Genomic DNA, 14931 nt, shown 5'->3' with positions numbered 1-14931 from the left:
TGGCCCCTGACGTGCCCGAATATCCAAAGAGAATCGTGTGCGTGTCGAGAGTGTATTCGACATAAGGGGCGCTCGGGACTTCACTGATCCACAGCAGCGGTACAGCGAAGGAGGCCGTTTTGTCGCATCTCGGAGAACCGGACCTGCCGCCCCCGACAGGCCGGGACGACGCCTCCCCGCTGTACCGCCGCGTGGGCTCCCGCATGGGCTCGCCCGTGGGTTCCCCCAAACGGCTGTGGGGCATCCTCGCCGTCCTCGTGCTGCTGGCCGGCGGGGGTTACGCCGGGTACCGCCTCCTCGCGGACGAGGAGACCGACCCGAGGGTCACGGCGGCGGAGGAGCGCTTCGACCGCTTCCTGCGGGCCTGGCAGGCGGAGAAGCCGGAGCGCGCCGCCTCGTACACCGACAGCCCGGAGCGCGCCGAGTCGCTCCTCGACTCGGTCATGACGAACCTCGGGCCGAGCCGTACGCGCCTCACCGCCGAGGACGGCGGGACGAAGGGCGACGGCGAGGTCGGCATCCCGTTCACCGCCTCGATGCGGATCCCGGGCGCCGGTACGTACGAGTGGCGGTCCGAGGCGCGGATGCGCGAGCGCTCCGGCACCTGGACCGTCGCGTTCCGCTCTGCCGCCGTCCACCCCGAGCTGCGCGACGGCCAGACGCTCGCGCTCTCGGACCGCGCGACCCGGGGGAAGATCCTCGACCGCGAGGGCGACCCGCTGGAGGCCGCCTCGCTCACCGGCTCGGTCGACGAGAAGAGCGGCAAGGGGGCCTCCGGCCTCGAAGCCCGCTACGACGACCGGCTCTCCGGCGGGAAGGGCCCGCACAAGGCCGTCGTGGTCGCCGACCGGAACAGCGGAAAGGCGGTCCGCACGCTGTCCAAGGTGCGGCGCGCCAAGGGCAAGCCCGTGCGGACGACGGTGGATCCGCGGGTGCAGCGCGCCGCCGCCGACGCGCTGGGCAAGGTGAAGAAGAACGCGTCGATCGTCGCCGTCGACCCGCGGAACGGGCACATCCTCGCCGCCGCGAACAAGCCCGGCGGCATGAACCGGGCGTTGGAGGGCCGCTATCCGCCCGGCTCCACGTTCAAGGTCGTCACCACCGCCGCGCTGCTGGAGAAGGGGCTGAAGCCCTCGGACCCCGCGTCCTGCCCCAAGTTCGCGCACGTGGACGGGCAGCGGTTCGAGAACCAGGGGCGGTTCACGCTGCCGAAGGGCTCGACGTTCGAGGACGCCTTCGCCGAGTCCTGCAACACCTTCTTCGTCGGCGCCCGCGACCGGCTCTCCGACTCGGCCCTGCGCGACACCGCACGCGCCTTCGGCATCGGCGGCCACTGGGACGTCGGCGCGACGACGTACGACGGCAAGGTCCCCGTCAACAACGGGGCCAACGACAAGGCCGCCGCCGTCATCGGCCAGGCCCGGGTGCAGGCCTCGCCCCTGGTGATGGCCTCGCTCGCGGCGACGGTGAAGAAGGGCACGTTCACGCAGCCGGTGCTCGTGCCGGACGAGGTGGACGAACGGTACCGCGCGCCCGCGAAGCTCTCCCCGAAGGTCGCCTCCGACCTGCGCGAGCTGATGCGGACGACGGTGACCTCCGGCTCGGGGCACGCGCTCAAGGGGCTGCCCGGAGCGCCGCACGCCAAGACGGGCACCGCCGAGTTCGGCACCGACGACCCGCCCCGTACGCACGCCTGGATGATCGGCTACCAGGGCGACGACGACCTCGCCTGGGCGGTGCTCCTGGAGGACGGCGGCTCGGGCGGCTCGGACGCGGGCCCGGTGGCGGCCCGCTTCCTGAAGAACCTCGCACGCTGACGACGCGTGCCTCTCCGACCAGACGCCCATGAGAAAGGAAGCGCACCCGTGCACTCCACCCTCACCCGCCGCAGGGCCCTGACCCTGGGCGCCGGTACGGCCGCCACCCTGACCGCGCTGACGGCCGCGGCCCCCGGCACCGCGACGGCGACACCGGCCCCGGGCGGCGGCCTCGACCGCCGATTCCGTTCCCTGGAACGGGAGTACGCGGCCCGGCTGGGCGTCTTCGGCCTCGACACGGCGACGGGCGCGACCGTCTCGTACCGCGAGCACGACCGCTTCCCGCTCTGCTCCGTCTTCAAGGCGCTCGCCGCCGCCGCGGTCCTGCGGGACCTCGACCGGCACGGCGAGGTCCTCGCGGAGCGCGTCCGGTACACCGAGGCGTACGTCCGCAAGTCCGGCTACGCGCCGGTGACCGGCAAGCCGGAGAACCTCGCGCACGGCATGACCGTCGGCGAACTGTGCGCCGCGGCCGTCAGCGAGAGCGACAACACGGCGGGCAACCTGCTGCTCCGGCGGCTCGGCGGCCCCTCGGCACTCACGCGTTTCAGCCGTTCTCTGGGCGACGACAAGACGCGTCTCGACCGCTGGGAGCCGGAGCTGAACTCCGCCGAGCCCTGGCGCGAGACCGACACCACCACGCCCCGCGCCCTCGGCGGGACCCTCGGCCGGCTCCTGGTCGGCAGCGCCCTCGACCGCCCCGACCGCGCCCGGCTCACCGGCTGGCTGGTCGCCAACACCACCAACACCGAACGGTTCCGCGCCGCCTTCCCCGCCGACTGGACCCTCGCCGACAAGACCGGCGGCGGCAGCGCGTACGGGGTGGCCAACGACGCGGGCGTCGTCCGGCCCCCGGGCCGTGCCCCGCTCGTCCTCGTGATCCTCTCCGCCAAGCACGACCCCGAGGGGCCGACGGAGAACCCGTTGGTCGCCCGCGCCGCGCGCCTGACGGCCCGTTCGCTGACCGGCTGAGACAGGGCCGTCGGCCGACGGCCGTGGGTATGCTCACCGAGCAGATCGGGGTGGGCGTCCCGCGGCCGGTCGCGACGTCCTTCTGGAGCCGAGGTGAGCAGCATGGATGAACGGCGTCTGGCTCCGGCCTTCGTCGAGCTGGCTGACAACCTGGTCGACGACTTCGATCTCATCGACTTCCTGACCCTGCTCACCGACCGCTGCGTGGGCACCCTGGAGGTCGCCGCGGCGGGCGTGCTGCTGGCCGACCGCGAGGGCGCGCTGCGCGTGATGGCCGCCTCCAGCGACGACGTACACCTGATGGACCTGCTCCAGGCGCAGAGCGACGGCGGCCCGTCCCTGACGTGCTACCGCACGGGCGAGCCCGTCGCCCTGCACGACGTGCGCGCGGTGCCCGGCGACTGGTCCCGCTTCGGCGAGGATGCCCAGCGGTGCGGCTTCACCGCCGTCCAGACCCTGCCCCTGCGGCTGCGCGAGAAGACCATCGGCGCGCTCAACCTCTTCCACACCGCGGCCCGGCCCCTGGACCCGCATGTCACCGAGGTCGCGCAGGCGCTGGCCGACGTGGCCACGATCAGCGTGCTGCAGCAGCGCCTCGCCGAGGACCAGGGGCTGCTCACCCGGCAGTTGGAGACCGCGCTGGAGACGCGCGTGGTCATCGAGCAGGCGAAGGGCAAGCTCGCCGAGCGCCACGGGCTGGGGATGGAGGAGGCGTTCACGCTGCTGCGCGGTTACGCCCGCTCCCACAACCGCCGCCTGACCGACCTCGCCACGGCCCTCATCGACGGCAAGGAACCGCTCCCGGGGCTGAGCCCGAAGCCCTGACGCGTCAGGCGGTTCAGGAAGCGGGGTCGACGAGGAGGCGGGCCTGCGCGCGGGCGTGGTCGACGGCGCCCGGGAAGACCTCCAGCCCGTGTGCGACGAGCGCGCCCTCGTGGAGCAGCATCAGGGTGCGGCCCAGCTCCTCGGCCCGTTCCGCCGAGTCCGGCGGCACGATCTCGCCCGCCAGTTCCGTGAAGAGCTCGCGCATCCACCGCTTCTGGCCCGTGATGATCGCGTACGCGGGGTGGGCGGGGTCGCTGATCTCCGCGTGCGCGTTGACCATCGAGCAGCCCTTGCCGCCCTCCCGCTCCGCCCAGTCGCGGGACGCCGTGAAGACGGCGTCGATCTGCTCGCGCGCCGGTTCCTCGGCGTTCAGCCGCTCCGCCAGGAACGCGCGCCAGCGCTCGTCGCGCCCGGCGAGGTACTCCACGACGAGCTGCTCCTTCGAGCCGAAGCGGTCGTAGAGCGTCTTCTTCGTGATCCCGGCCTCGGCCGCGATCAGGTCGACGCCGACCGCGTGGATCCCGTGCGCGTAGAAGAGCCGTTCGGCCGCCTGCAGGGCCCGTCGCGCGGCGGGGGTCAGCTCGACCCGGCGCGGACTCGTCTCGGTGGTCATGCCACCAGAGTAAACCCATCTGTATAGTGTGGGCCGTGAGGTATACAGATCGGTATACTCGGCGAGTGAGGAGCTGACCATGAACGTCCTCCTGTCCGTGGCCTTCGTGGTCACCTGGAGCTCCGGCTTCATCGGGGCGAAGCTCGGAGCGGACAGCGCGAGCGCGGTGACGCTGCTGATGTGGCGCTTCCTGCCGCTGGCCCTCGCCCTGCTGGCGGGCGCGGCCCTGGCCCGGCACATACGCCGCCGCCGTCACCCCCGCGACCGACCCGGGGGCTCCGGCCGTACGCTCTCCGCCCGTACGGTCGGGAGGCAGGCTGTCATCGGGCTGCTCTCCCAGAGCGGCTATCTGCTCACCGTCTACTGGGCCATCCAGCTCGGCGTCTCCAGCGGCACGACCGCGCTCATCGACGGCACGCAGCCCCTGGTGGCGGGCGCCCTGCTGGGTCCGCTGCTCGGCCAGTACGTCACCCGCTCCCAGTGGCTCGGCCTCCTGCTGGGGCTGGCCGGGGTCGCGCTGGTCACGACGGCGGACGCGCACTCGGGCACGAGTGCGGAGGTGGCCTGGTGGGCGTACCTCGTACCGTTCCTCGGCATGCTGTCCCTCGTGGCGGCCACCTTCCTGGAGCGCCGCGCCCGCGCCGACGTCCCCCCGATGACGGCGCTGACCCTGCACAGCACGGTGAGCGCGGTCGTCTTCTCGGCCATGGCCCTGGCGACGGGGGAGGCGGTGCCGCCCGCGACGGCCGAGTTCTGGACGGCGGTTACCTGGCTGGTGGTCCTCTCCACCTTCGGCGGCTACGGCCTCTACTGGCTGCTGCTGCGCCGCTCGGGCGTCACCGCCGTGAACACCCTGATGTTCCTGATGGCGCCGGTCACGGCGGTCTGGGGCGCGCTGATGTTCGGCGAACCGTTCGGCCTCCAGACGGCCTTCGGCCTCGCCGTGGTGATCGCCTCGGTCCAGGTCGTACGGCGGGGCGAGACGCGGCGGCCCGTGCGCCCAGCGAGCACCTCGGCCTCGGCCTCCGCCTCCTCCTTCCTCGGCGAACTGACCCGCGCCCGCAAGGTCATGCGCGGGGGCAGGTGACGGGCGAGGGACCGGAGGGTCAGCGTCCGCCGAGGCTGCTGCCCCCGTCGACGTCGAGGACGTGGCCCGTGATGAACCCCGCCTCCCCGGAGAGCAGGAACGCGACGGCCGCGGCGACGTCCTCGGGCGTGCCGAGCCGCCCCAGCGGGATCGACGCGAGGGCCTTGCGCTCGCCCTCGCTGCCGACCGGCCGCGCGCGGCGGAAGAGTTCGGTGGCGGTGGGGCCGGGGGAGACGGCGTTGGACGTGATGCCGTCCGGGGCCAGCTCCAGCGCCCACGCACGGGTGCAGCCGACCAGCGCGCTCTTGGCCGCCGCGTAGGACGTACGGTCGCGCGCGCCGTACGTCGCCCGCGAGGTCACGTTGACGATCCGTCCGGAGCCCGCCGCGCGCATGCCCGGCACGAGGGCCTGCGTGATCTGCACGGCGGCGCGCAGGTTCAGGTCCACGACCTGGTCCAGCGTCGTCAGGTCGAGCTCTTCGAGGGGCTGGGGCCCGGCGATGCCCGCGTTGTTCACGACGCGGGTGACCGCGTGGGTGACCGCGCCCCCGTCCTGCCCCGCACGCTCTCCGGTCACCTCCGCCAGCATGCGCGCGGTGTCCTCGACGTCGGAGAGGTCGCACCGCAGGAACGTGCCGGGGAAGCGGGAGAGGCCCCCTTCGGGCTCGCTCCTCGCCACCCCCACGACCCCGTACCCCGCCGCCGCGAGCCGCCGTGCGACCGCCAGCCCGATGCCCCTGCTGGCGCCGGTCACCAGCACGCGGCCGCCGTCGCCCTGCCCTTGGAACCCATCCACGAACTTCCCCTTCCTTTGGGGAGGATGGTACGAATGTTGCCGGTGGAGCCAGACTGGCGAAGAGCGTCGGCACCCGCGCCGTTGACCAGCGACGGACGTTTTGGCTTCAGAGGGGAACCCACCACCGTGTTTCAGCTCGGCGCGGACGATCCGCGCACCATCGGCTCGTACGAGATCGTCGGCAAGCTCGGCGAAGGCGGCATGGGCAAGGTCTACAAGGGCCGTTCGCGCGGCGGCCGTTCCGTCGCGGTGAAGGTGGCCAAGGCGGAGCTCGCGGCCGACCCGGACTTCCGCGCCCGTTTCCGTACGGAGATCGAGGCGGCGCAGCGCGTCGGCGGCTTCCACACCGCGCAGGTCATCGACGCCGACGCGGACGCGCAACCGCCGTGGATGACCACCGCGTTCATACCCGGCCGTACGCTCGCCAGCGCGATCGGCGAGGACGGGCCGATGGACGAGGAACGGCTGCGCTCGCTGGGCGCGGCGCTCGCCGAGGCCCTCCAGGCCATCCACGGCAACGACCTGGTGCACCGCGACCTCAAGCCCGCCAACATCATCCTCAGCGACGACGGGCCCCGCGTCCTCGACTTCGGCATCGCCCGCGCGCTGGAGGCGACCCGGTTCACCAACACCCATGTCTCCGTGGGCACTCCCGGCTTCTTCTCGCCCGAACAGGTCCAGGGCGACCGCGAGATCGGCCCCCCGGCGGACGTCTTCGCGCTCGGAGCCGTGCTGGTGCACGCGTCCGGGGGACGCCCGTTCGGCGAGGGCGACTCGATGACGCTGATGTACCGCGCGGTCCACAACGAGCCGAACCTCACCACGCTGCCCGCCTCCCTCCAGCCCCTGGTCGCGTCCTGCCTGGACAAGGAGCCGGACCGCAGGCCCACGCCGGAACAGGTGCTGGCGCAGGTGGCCCCGCGCCCGGGCGAGAGCCAGATTCCGGTCCCGGCGGCGGCGCCCGCGCCCGCCGGCGGGGCGTTCGGCCCGGCGCCGAGCGTGTTCACGGACGTACGGGAGCGGGAGGAGGCGCCGCCGACACCGACCCCGGCGCCGACGGGCCCGACGGGTCCACAGCAGGAGGCGACCCCGGCACCCACGGCGGGTCCGACGGGATCACCGTCCACGACGGGTTCGCCGTCCACGACGGGATCGCCGTCCACGACAGGTGTGACGGCCTCCATGCGCACGGGCCGCGTACCGACGGCGGACCGTAAGACGTTCGAGCGGGGCATGGTGTGGCGCACGGTGATGTGCTCGATCTGGTCCCTGGCCTTCGCCGGATTGACCGCGCCCATCGTCACGCTGCAGGCGATCCACGAGAACGACCCCGGCTCGATCTTCTACGAGCCCCTGCCCCTGGTCGTCCCCGCCAACATCGTGATGTGCGTGCTGCTGGCCGTCGCCCTCTGGTCGCTGTTCCCGTACCGCGTCACGCTCGACGCGGATGGCATCACGTACCGGAAGAGCGTGCGGACCGTTCGCTACGGCTGGAACGAGCTGGCGGGCATCGAGCTGGGGAAGTCCTCGCTCGTCCTGCGCCCGTCGGGAGGGCTCAGCACGGTCAACGTCCGCCTGCCGCGCCTGGGCGGACGGCACGACGGGCTGACCGAGGCGCTCACCAAGTACGCCCCGCCGACGGTCGTGGTGCACGGCCCCCAGGGCTGAGCCTTACTCCAGGCCGCTGTAGTACAGCCGGAGGAACTCCTCCATGGCCGCGTCGACCCCGGCGCGGTCGCCGGTGGCGAGCAGGTCGAGCAGGAGGCCGCGGACGGTGGCGAGGCCCAGCCGCGCGCGGCTGCGCGCCGAGACGGGGTCCGCGCCCGCCGCGGTCTCGGCGGCCTCCAGGGGCCCCAGCCAGTCGGACACGAGGCCGTCCAGGACCCGGACGGCCTCGGGGCGGCCCCGCAGCGCGTAGCCGCAGATCTCGAAGAAGAGCCGCTCCTGACCGGCCATCCGAGGGTCCGTCAACTGCCGCCAGAGGAGCCGCGCGACATCGGCGGGCGAGAGCTCGCGCTCCCCGTGGAGCCGGGTGAGCAGCTCGCGCTGGCGCTGCTCCGACGTCCGGACGATCTCGACGAAGAGCTGTTCCTTGGTGCCGAAGTAGTGGATCAGCATGCGGTGACTGACGCCGATCGCGTCCCCGAGGCGGCGCAGGCTCAGATCCGCGATGCCGTGCGCCGTGACGTGCTCGACGGCGTCGTCCACGAGCTGTGCGCGCCGGTCTCCGTCCGTATTCACCACGCCGCGAGTGTACCAATCGGTACACCACCTCTGTACCGTGTGGTACATGAGGCCCGTCACCGTGTCGATCGACGTTCCGCACCCGCCCGAGCAGGTCTACGACTTCCTCGATGTCATGGCGCACCACGAGCGCTTCACGGACCACTACCTGACGAACTGGCGCTGCGGCGGCCCCGCCCGCGGCCTCGGCTCCACCGCGACGGTCACCGCCGCGCTGGGAGGCCAGAAGACAGACGTCAGCATCGAGGTCGTCGAGGTCGAGGCGCCCCGTCGCATCGTCGAGGAGAACATCAGCGCGGGAGGCCGCCGCCGCGCCCACGGCACCTACACGGTCGAGCCCCTGGAGCCCGGCCGGAGCCGCGTCACCTTCACCTACTCCTGGGTGCGAGCCCCGCTCCCCGACCGACTCCTGTCCCCCCTGGTCCGCGCCACGATGCGCCGCGCCAACACCACAGCCATGCACCGCCTGGCCACCGAACTCACCCGGGACTCCGGTGCGCGAGGGGGGACTCGAACCTGACGGTACGACCTGCTTCACATGCATTTTCCCCAAGTGGCGAACTGGATGTCTCGGCAGGGCGGCGCGAATTGCGCTTGTACGGGAACGATGCCGGGGCCCGAGCTGATGCACCGGCTGTGACGTGGAGTGGGGGAGGGTGAGCGCAGAGTCGCACCTGTGTGCCAGCATGTCGGCCGTGGTCCGTTCGGTCGCGCGAGGAGGAAGGGGCGGCATGTCGCTGCGTGACCTGGCATGTCAAGAGGTCGTGGCTCGAATGACTCCGGCCGAGCAGTTCGCGTGTATGCGCTCCGTGCGGCTGTGCTCCGAGCGTCCTGAGCGACCCACTGGTGAGGGTCTGGTGGGGTAGTTGCCGGAGGGGGAGCAGACGTGGCTGGGAATCACGGCGGTGGCAAGGGCGCAGATGGCGGGGGCGGCGAGGCGCCGGGCGAGGGGTACGCGGTGGAGATCGCCGAGGTCCGTAAGGTCATGAAGCCGCTGGAGGAATCCGTCGTGGCGGCCCACAGGATCAAGGATGACTGGAAGGTGATGGCCAAGGCCATCGACTTCGCGGCCACGATCGATATCGAGAAGCCCGCCAAGGATGTGCTCTCCGAGTGGGGCTACGGCATGGGCCGTGTCGCTCAGCACGCGGACGACATCCTCACAACTCTGCGGCAGGTCCTTGGCGCCTATGTCATGGCCGACCTGCTGCGGATCAAGGACTTCTCCCCGACCGAGGACAACATGGCCAAGCTTCCCGTCGGGGACCGTGGGCTGGAGGTCTGGCGTGAAGGCCACCGAGGGGAATTCGACCCCGCGCCGAAGAGCCTCCAGGAACAGTGGGAGGAGGAGCCGAAGCCCGAGAAGGCGCCCAGGGTTCGTCGCTTCGGCAAGGACCAGGTCGTCGACTGGGAGGAGCGCGATGGTGGGGGCGCCATCGCATGACCTCGAAGGACGCCATCGAGGGCACGTCACCCGGTACCGGTGAGCGCATACCGCCGCATGCCGAGCCCAGCGACGTCATCATCGGTAACCCTGGCAAGATCGACGACCTGGTTGCCAAGCTCCGGGCCTACGCGGGGGCGTTCAGCGACGGCAACGACAAGCTGGACGTTCTCGTGCGGATGCCGTGGACGGGCGAAGCCGCCCGGTCCTTCGAGGACGCCGTCAAGGTGCTGCCGAGGGAGCTGAATTCGGCACGCACGTACTTCACCACCGCCGCCAGCGCCCTGGACGCCTACGCCGACAAGCTGCGGTCGGTACACAAGCGGCTCAAACCCATCATTGAGGACGCGGACGCCGCCCGTGCCGCGTCCACGAAGCACGCCGGTCAGGTGGAGAAGTACAACGCGGCCGTGGACCGTAAGGACGACAACCCTCCCGAAAGGCCGCCGGAGGAGGACCCGGGCGCCGCTGCGCTTGAGGACTGCTATCGCCGCTTGGACGCCTTGGAGAAGGAACTTCAAGGCGTCGTCGACACCTCGAAGAAGAAACTGGAGACGGCGGCGGAGAGGGCCCCGGACGCGCCCAAGGGATGGGCGCGTGTGCACGACGAGGGACAGCAGTTCCTCTACGGGTTCGGGGACACCGCGCGCGGCTTGTACAAGCAGGGCGAGTATCTGGTCGAGGACGGTTTCGGCGGCTGGTCCATGCAGCTTGCCGGGATGGCCGACGGCATCGCCTACGCGCAGGAGCACCCCAAAGAGTTCGCCAAGGCAGCCGTCAACTGGGACGAGTGGCAGCGGAATCCCGCTCGTGCTGCCGGTCAGCTGACTCCCGACCTGCTGCTCGCGCTGGCCACCGGAGGTGCCGGGGCCGCGCGCCGGGGCGCCTCCACCGCCAAGGACGCTGTCAAGCGGCTGGCCGGTCGCGAGCGGGCTCTACGGCGGGACGGCAGAGGGCGCGAGCGCGCGGATGGCGAGCCCCACAAGCACGACCGGTGCAAGGGGGAGAAGTGCGGCCTCAACGAGCCGGTGGACGCCGCGACGGGGGAGATGTTCACGTCGGCGACGGACGTCGAGCTCCCCGGCGCCCTCCCGCTCGTGCTGGAGCGGCACCACGTCTCAGGGCACCCGTGCGGCGGCTGGTTCGGCCCCACCTGGGCCGGGACGCTGGATCAGCGGCTGGAGCTGGACGACAAGGGAGTCGTCTACATCGCCGACGACGGCATGGTGCTGACCTACCCCGTCCCCGAACCCGATGTGCCCACCCTCCCCACCAGCGGACCCCGCTGGCCGCTGTCCTGGGACGGCAAGCCGGACGGGGCCATGTCCATCAGCGCCCCCGAGCGCAACCGCACGCTGCACTTCGCTCCGCTGCCCACCGGAGGAACGGAGCTGGCCCTGTCGGCGATCACCGACCGGGCGGGCAACCGCATCACCTTCACCTACGACGCGCAGGGTGCCCCGCGAGAGGTCACCCACTCGGGCGGCTACCGCGTCGCTGTGGACACCGACCCCGAGCTGCTGCGCATCATCCGCCTTCGCCTCCTGCACGGCCAGGACGGAGCGCGTAGCACCACCCTCGTCTCCTACGCCTACGACGCGGCGGGCAATCTCGCCCAGATCATCAACTCCACGGGCGACCCGCTCCGCTACCGCTACGACGACCAGCACCGCATCACCTCCTGGCAGGACCGCAACGGCACCGCGTTCGGCTACGTCTACGACCACCGCGGCCGGGTCCTGCGCACCGTCGGCCCCGACGGCACCTTCTCCGGGCGCTTCCGCTACGACGAGACGGCGCGCACCACCCGCTACACCGACTCCCTGGGGCATGAGTCGGTGTACGTCTACAACGAAGCGCACAAGATCGTCTCTGAGACGGACAACCTCGGCCATACCACCCTCACGGAGTGGGACGAGACCAACCGCTACCCCGTCACCGTCACCGACCCCCTGGGCCGCACCACCCGTTACACCCACGACGACCTCGGGAACCTCACCCGGATCGAACGCGCCGACGGCACCGTCCTCAGCGCGCTCTACGACGACGACTGCCTCCCACTGGAGATCTGCGACCCGAACGGTGGCACATGGCGTCACACCTACGACGACCACGGCAACCGCACCTCCACCACCGACCCCACGGGCGCCGTGACCGGCTACACCTACAACGACGCGGGGCATCTCGCCGGGATCACCGACCCGCTGGGCCATACGACGACCGTCACCCCGGACCCGGCCGGTCTCCCGACCGCTCTCACCGACCCGCTCGGCCACACCACCCACGTCCAGCGCGGCCCCCATGGCCGTCCCACGGTCCTCACCGATCCGCTGGGCAACTCCACCCGCCACGGCTGGACCATCGAGGGCAAGCCCGCCTGGCGTGAGAACCCCGACGGCACCCGCGAGACCTGGGAGTGGGACGGCGAGGGCAACCTCGTCGCCCATACCGACGCCGCGGGCCACACCACCTCCTACACCCACACCCACTTCGACCTCCCCGCCACCCGCACAGGCCCGGACGGCGCGGAGCACGCCTTCACCTACGACACCGAACTCCGGCTGACGAAGGTCACCAACCCGCAGGGCTGTTCTTGGCGTTACGAGTACGACGCGGCCGGCCGACTGGTCGCCGAGACAGACTTCAACGGGGCGACGCGCACGTATGAGACGAACGGGGCCGGTGAACTCGTGGCCCACTCGAACGCCCTGGGCGAGCGCTTGGCCTATACGCTCGACGCGCTGGGCCGCCCTGTCGAGCAGCGTGACGAGACCAGCGGCGAGGTGACGACGTTCACCTACAGCGCGGCAGGCGAACTGGTCCATACAGCGAACGCCGCCGCGGAGGTCACGGTGAAGCGTGACGCGCTGGGCCGTGTCCTGGCCGAGACGGTCAACAGCCGGACGGTCTCATACACCTATGACGCGGCAGGCCGCCGCATCAGCCGCACGACACCGTCCGGGCACACCTCAACCTGGGAATACGACGGCGCTTACCGACCCCTGTCCCTCACCACGGACGGTGGCTCACTCTCGTTCAACCACGATGCCGCAGGCCGCGAAACACGTCGCGAACTGACCGAATGGGTCAGCTTGAGCCAGAGTTGGGACACCAGCGGTCGCCTCACACAACAGCGCGTGCAAGGCTCGGGCGAGGAAATACTCCAGCACAGGTCCTACACCCGCCGCCCCGACGGTTACATCACCGAAATCCGCGAACTCACCACCGGGACCCGCCGCTTCGACCTCGACCGAGTCGGCCGCGTCACCGGTGTCCAAGCCCACGGCTGGACAGAGCGCTACGCCTACGACCTCGCCGGAAATCAGTCCCACGTCGAAGGCCCAGGTCACCCGACGGCGGGCGAACGGGAACACTCTGGCACCCTGATCTGCCGAGCGGGCCGAACCCGCTACGAACACGACGCCGCGGGCCGCCTGATCCGAAAGACACGGCGCCACCTCAACGGTCAGACCCGGGAGTGGACCTACACCTGGAACGCTGAGGACCGCCTCAAATCGGCGACGAACCCCCAAGGCGAGGAGTGGCACTACGCCTACGATCCATTGGGCCGCCGCATATCTAAATCGGGCCCCGACGGTCGTGCCGTAACCTTCACCTGGGATGGCACGCGCGTCACCGAACAGATCACCGCTGCCAGCGAGACGACAACCTGGGACTACGCCCCAGGAACTCACCGACCCCTCGCTCAGACAGAACGCGGCCCCCTGCTGAAGACCGCGCGATTCCACGCGATCGTCACTGACACGGTGGGCACCCCGACGGAACTCATCTCCGCCGAAGGTCATGTGGTCTGGCAACCCCGCACCACCCTCTGGGGCACCCGCCTCCCCGTCCCATCTCCCAAGGTGGACTGCCCAATCCGCTTCCTCGGCCAGTACGCCGACGCCGAAACGGGACTTCACTACAACTACTTCCGCTACTACGATCCCGAAACCGCCAGGTTCATCTCTGCGGATCCGCTCGGACTGGCGGCTGCCCCGGACCACCACAGGCTCTCCATAAATCCGTGGTATTGGGCGGATCCGCTAGGGCTGAAATGCGAGGAGATCTCAGAGGCAGCCAAGAAGCATGTCCTGAACGGGGTTATCACAGGGAAACAGTCATTTGCTGGTTGGCACCTGCACCCAGATCAGACTGGTGGCGTACCGAAGGGCAGGTACATTGATGGCGACCTCGTCACCAACCCCGACGGGACAGTTCGAGTGGATGGGACTGTCGGTGCAGAGAGGGCCGATGGGGGCAGGCTGGAGAAGAAGGCTACGGTCGGGCATACATTTTTCCCCAAGGATTGGGATGCGGGGAAGGTGATGAAGGCCGGAGAATACCTTCTTGAAAATGGAACCTATAAACGGGGTGGATCCATGGTGCAGGGGTCTTATGAAGGAGTTAAAATGACAGGGTTCCTTGAGAAAAGCGCTTCTGGTGACAGAGTGCTGTCTACTTTCTTTCCAGAGCAGAGGTGAAGAGCGTGAGCGTCAGGTGGAGCTTTTCCTGGGAGGACGAGGAGTGGCTGGCCACGCGAACTCCTCCCGCTGACAACAATCTTAAGCTTGCCATCGAGACACTCATCGTTCCCTTTGGGAGGAGTTGGCAAGCGGTCGATAATTACCTTGAGGTGTGGCGCAACATGGAACTGGAGCACGGTGCCGAGTATTCGGTTTCCACTCCAAGTGCCGCTGTGGAAAGGATTTCGCGCGACACGGTGGAGATCGGCGATCTGTACGACCAATTCGAAGACGTTCGCCTGCCGGTCGATGAATTCGTGACCCTCCTGACAGATCTTTCGGCGGCTATGCGGAACCAGTAGCAGGAGCGGGCTTCAGCGCGCGGAACCTCAGGCCCGAGGCGGCGGGGGCTCGCTGCGCGGCGAAGCCCTCGCCGCACCTCCAAGAGGCCGCTGCTGGCCGTGGCCTCCGTGCGCACACGGTGCGCACGGAGCAGCGTCGAAAAAAGCCCTCCCACCGCGTATCCGCAGGTCAGGGGGCTCGCCCTCGCGGTGCGCGAGGGGGGACTCGAACCTGACAGTGTGACCCACTTCACCTGCACTGATTCCGGAGAACTGCCTCAAAACACCCTTAACTCCCCGCTGGAGTGCAGCCCTGATCCGACTGC

General features: G+C 70.2%; 12 protein-coding genes. 9 read left to right on the top strand and 3 right to left on the bottom strand.

All coding sequences use genetic code 11. The features are described 5' to 3' along the window. The first annotated feature begins 119 nt into the window (after positions 1-119). The 3 genes from ACGF3A_RS36330 (at position 120) to ACGF3A_RS36320 (ending at position 3614) form a co-directional block, all read left to right on the top strand. A complete protein-coding gene (locus ACGF3A_RS36330; RefSeq protein WP_393734763.1) occupies positions 120-1817 on the top strand; it encodes a penicillin-binding transpeptidase domain-containing protein in 1698 nt (565 codons plus the stop codon). Between the two features lie 48 nt (positions 1818-1865). Continuing rightward, positions 1866-2789 (top strand): class A beta-lactamase, encoded by a 924-nt coding sequence (gene bla, locus ACGF3A_RS36325; protein WP_393734762.1) that lies wholly within the window; start codon positions 1866-1868, stop codon positions 2787-2789. Positions 2790-2891: 102 nt separating this feature from the next. Then, on the top strand, positions 2892-3614 hold the full coding sequence (locus tag ACGF3A_RS36320; protein ID WP_393734761.1) for a GAF and ANTAR domain-containing protein: 723 nt from the start codon (positions 2892-2894) through the stop codon (positions 3612-3614). A 13-nt stretch (positions 3615-3627) separates the two neighbouring features. On the opposite strand, the gene ACGF3A_RS36315 is transcribed toward ACGF3A_RS36320, so the two are convergent. Continuing rightward, a complete protein-coding gene (locus tag ACGF3A_RS36315; protein WP_393734760.1) occupies positions 3628-4227 on the bottom strand; it encodes a TetR/AcrR family transcriptional regulator in 600 nt (199 codons plus the stop codon). A gap of 79 nt (positions 4228-4306) precedes the next feature. Between ACGF3A_RS36315 and ACGF3A_RS36310 the strand changes: the two genes are divergently transcribed. Continuing rightward, a complete protein-coding gene (locus ACGF3A_RS36310) occupies positions 4307-5314 on the top strand; it encodes a DMT family transporter (protein ID WP_393734759.1) in 1008 nt (335 codons plus the stop codon). A gap of 19 nt (positions 5315-5333) precedes the next feature. Here ACGF3A_RS36310 and ACGF3A_RS36305 read toward each other — a convergent pair whose 3' ends face one another. Then, on the bottom strand, positions 5334-6110 hold the full coding sequence (locus tag ACGF3A_RS36305; RefSeq protein WP_393734758.1) for an SDR family oxidoreductase: 777 nt from the start codon (positions 6108-6110) through the stop codon (positions 5334-5336). Positions 6111-6236: 126 nt separating this feature from the next. Between ACGF3A_RS36305 and ACGF3A_RS36300 the strand changes: the two genes are divergently transcribed. Further along, a complete protein-coding gene (locus ACGF3A_RS36300; protein ID WP_393734757.1) occupies positions 6237-7778 on the top strand; it encodes a serine/threonine-protein kinase in 1542 nt (513 codons plus the stop codon). A 3-nt stretch (positions 7779-7781) separates the two neighbouring features. Here ACGF3A_RS36300 and ACGF3A_RS36295 read toward each other — a convergent pair whose 3' ends face one another. Then, entirely contained in the window at positions 7782-8354 is a 573-nt protein-coding gene (locus ACGF3A_RS36295; RefSeq protein ID WP_393734756.1) for a TetR family transcriptional regulator, read from the bottom strand. Positions 8355-8400: 46 nt separating this feature from the next. On the opposite strand from ACGF3A_RS36295, the gene ACGF3A_RS36290 reads away from it, so the two are divergent. From ACGF3A_RS36290 to ACGF3A_RS36275, 4 genes are all read left to right on the top strand, one after another. Then, positions 8401-8874, top strand: a complete 474-nt coding sequence (locus tag ACGF3A_RS36290; RefSeq protein WP_393734755.1) for an SRPBCC family protein — start codon at positions 8401-8403, stop codon at positions 8872-8874. A 366-nt stretch (positions 8875-9240) separates the two neighbouring features. Beyond that, positions 9241-9798, top strand: a complete 558-nt coding sequence (locus tag ACGF3A_RS36285; RefSeq protein ID WP_393734754.1) for a hypothetical protein — start codon at positions 9241-9243, stop codon at positions 9796-9798. Next, on the top strand, positions 9795-14282 hold the full coding sequence (locus ACGF3A_RS36280) for a putative T7SS-secreted protein (RefSeq protein WP_393734753.1): 4488 nt from the start codon (positions 9795-9797) through the stop codon (positions 14280-14282). The genes ACGF3A_RS36285 and ACGF3A_RS36280 overlap by 4 nt, the downstream gene beginning before the upstream one ends. Positions 14283-14287: 5 nt before the next feature. Further along, the gene (locus tag ACGF3A_RS36275) at positions 14288-14626 is read left to right on the top strand and encodes a hypothetical protein (protein ID WP_393734752.1); all 339 of its coding nucleotides are present in this window, start codon (positions 14288-14290) and stop codon (positions 14624-14626) included. Positions 14627-14931: the final 305 nt, after the last annotated feature.

The sequence above is a fragment of the Streptomyces sp. NPDC048172 genome (assembly GCF_043202595.1).
Lineage (GTDB): Bacteria > Actinomycetota > Actinomycetes > Streptomycetales > Streptomycetaceae > Streptomyces.
The sequence above is the reverse complement of the archived record's forward strand: the minus strand, read 5'-3'. Positions and strand labels throughout refer to the sequence as shown.

Bases quoted from the DNA above. Each gene is read 5' to 3' on its own strand.
- ACGF3A_RS36320 (WP_393734761.1), top strand. From the start codon at position 2,892: ATGGATGAACGGCGTCTGGCTCCGGCCTTCGTCGAGCTGGCTGACAAC.
- ACGF3A_RS36315 (WP_393734760.1), bottom strand. From the start codon at position 4,227: ATGACCACCGAGACGAGTCCGCGCCGGGTCGAGCTGACCCCCGCCGCG.
- ACGF3A_RS36310 (WP_393734759.1), top strand. From the start codon at position 4,307: ATGAACGTCCTCCTGTCCGTGGCCTTCGTGGTCACCTGGAGCTCCGGC.
- ACGF3A_RS36290 (WP_393734755.1), top strand. From the start codon at position 8,401: ATGAGGCCCGTCACCGTGTCGATCGACGTTCCGCACCCGCCCGAGCAG.
- ACGF3A_RS36280 (WP_393734753.1), top strand. From the start codon at position 9,795: ATGACCTCGAAGGACGCCATCGAGGGCACGTCACCCGGTACCGGTGAG.